At 59.7% G+C, this 1895-nt stretch carries 2 protein-coding genes and 1 pseudogene; 2 read left to right on the top strand and 1 reads right to left on the bottom strand.

Features of this window, described 5'->3' with window-relative positions; translation table 11 throughout:
• Window positions 1–328 (top strand): annotated as a pseudogene (locus IQ273_RS32915) (4-hydroxyphenylpyruvate dioxygenase); the annotation flags it as partial.
• On the opposite strand, the gene IQ273_RS32910 reads toward IQ273_RS32915, so the two are convergent.
• Window positions 325–933, bottom strand: coding sequence for a CPP1-like family protein (locus IQ273_RS32910; RefSeq protein ID WP_194027273.1), 609 nt, complete (start codon window positions 931–933; stop codon window positions 325–327). The pseudogene IQ273_RS32915 and the gene IQ273_RS32910 overlap by 4 nt on opposite strands.
• 329 nt (window positions 934–1262) lie before the next feature.
• Between IQ273_RS32910 and IQ273_RS32905 the strand changes: the two genes are divergently transcribed.
• The coding region (locus tag IQ273_RS32905) for a cation:proton antiporter (protein WP_397199216.1) at window positions 1263–1895 on the top strand (633 nt) is incomplete at its 3' end.

Raw genomic sequence — 1895 nt, 5'->3', positions numbered from 1 at the left:
GCCCAGCTACTACGAGGCCCTGCGGCTGCGGCCTGGATATCAAACCCAGGGCGACAGCGCCTCAGAGTGGCTGGGCCAGCGCGAGGCGGCCATTGCCCAGCTGCAGATTTTGGTCGACTGGGAGCCGCATCTGCCGCAGGCGCGCCTGCTGCAAACCTTTACCCAGCCGCTGCTGAGCATTCCGACGATTTTTTTTGAGCTAATTCAACGCCAGGTTGTGCAGCTCAAAGAAGAGGCCGTGCAGGCCCAGGGGTTTGGCGAACGCAACTTTCAGGCGCTGTTTGAGGCCATCGAGCGCGAGCAGATGAAGCGAGGCAGCTTGGCCTAGCGGAGAAAGCTGGTGACCGTCCACAGCGACAGACAGGTCACGGCCGCCGCAATGGCATCGGGGCTAGCCCAGGCAAACTGTGCCCCTTGAGGAATTAGCAGCTGACCAACGGTCAGGCCGAGGGCCAAACCAGCGGCCAACCCGCCAATTGTCAGCAGTACCGATCGCCAAAACTTGTTTTCTTTGCGGTTGAGAAAGTAAATCGCGGTCCCAATGGCGACCGCTAAGGCTAGCGACGGCGCGGCAAAGCCCAGTAGCGCCAATCCGCCGTAGATCACGGCAGGCCAAAGAATGTCGTCTCGACTGGGGGTATCGACCAGACCGCTGAGCCATTCGGGGCGGGGCAGACTGGGCGCTGACTTGGTCGGTGGCGGCGGCTCGGGCACATTTTCGGCAAAGCGAATGCGATCGGGAACCTTAATTTTGCCCTCCTGGCGCAGCCGCAGCCGCTCCATCAAAATGGCGTCGTAGGCGGCTTCTACCGCGGCCTGCTGTTTGGGTTCTTCGGCATACTGATCGACCAGGCGATCGCGGGCCTCCTGAATTTCTTCAAAGGTTGAGGCTTCGGTCAGCCCCAGCAGTTCGTACGAATTTTGGTCGCTCATCTGCAAAACCCCACAGCCCCCAGACGACTTAACAACATTAGCCAACTTCAGCGGATTGTGATCCGGCGGATTGGTCGCCTCAGCCTGAAGATGCGCCTTTATTTAAACCCAGTGTAACCAGCCACCCCGTAAATAGGGAACACCTGCCCTAATGACTGGCCCTTACGGCTGACCCCTTGGCTCATCTTACGGCCTGAACGCCGATAGAACGGGGAACGCGCAATTTTTGTTTGCGTCCTCTGCTTGCATCAGGCTGGGGGCAGGTTTACCCCTAGGATGGGGAATAGTTTTAGCGGTTTAGCGGTTTCTGGCCCATGGGTATAACTCTAATGCTGTTTTGGCGGCTAGCCCAGGTGCCTGCGGCAGGAGGAGATGTACTGCCTACCACCCCCGCTCCTGGCAGCGACGTCACCGGGCTGGTCAATACCTTGATTGTGCTGCTGCTGGTGGCCACGGTGGTAGCGCTGATTACTCGGCGGCTGCGGATTCCCTACGTGGTAGGGCTGGTGCTGGCGGGGCTGACCATTACTAAATCGCTGCTGCCGGGGTCAGTAGGCCTCAACCCAGAGATCATTCTCAACCTGTTCCTACCCATCTTGATTTTCGAGGCCGCTATCAATACCGACATCAGCCGGTTGCGCAGCACCATCAAGCCGATTGCCCTGATTGCGGGGCCAGGGGTGCTACTGGCGGCGATGATTACCGCCGCCCTGCTGCAGTGGGGTCTGGGGCTGGCCACCATCACGGCTGCTGCGATCGGGGTGATTTTGACGATTACCGATACGGTGTCGGTGATCGCCGCCTTTAGAACGGTGCCGGTGCCGCCCCGACTGGCCACCATTGTGGAAGGCGAAAGCCTGTTCAATGACGGCATTGCCCTGGTGCTGCTGGGCATGATCACCACTATCTACCTGCAGGGGTCGTTTACGGCGTGGGAGGGGGTGCAGCAGGTGGTGATTGCC

The organism is Nodosilinea sp. LEGE 07298 (assembly GCF_015207265.1).
Taxonomy (GTDB): Bacteria; Cyanobacteriota; Cyanobacteriia; order Phormidesmidales; family Phormidesmidaceae; genus Nodosilinea.
The sequence above is the reverse complement of the archived record's forward strand: the minus strand, read 5'-3'. Positions and strand labels throughout refer to the sequence as shown.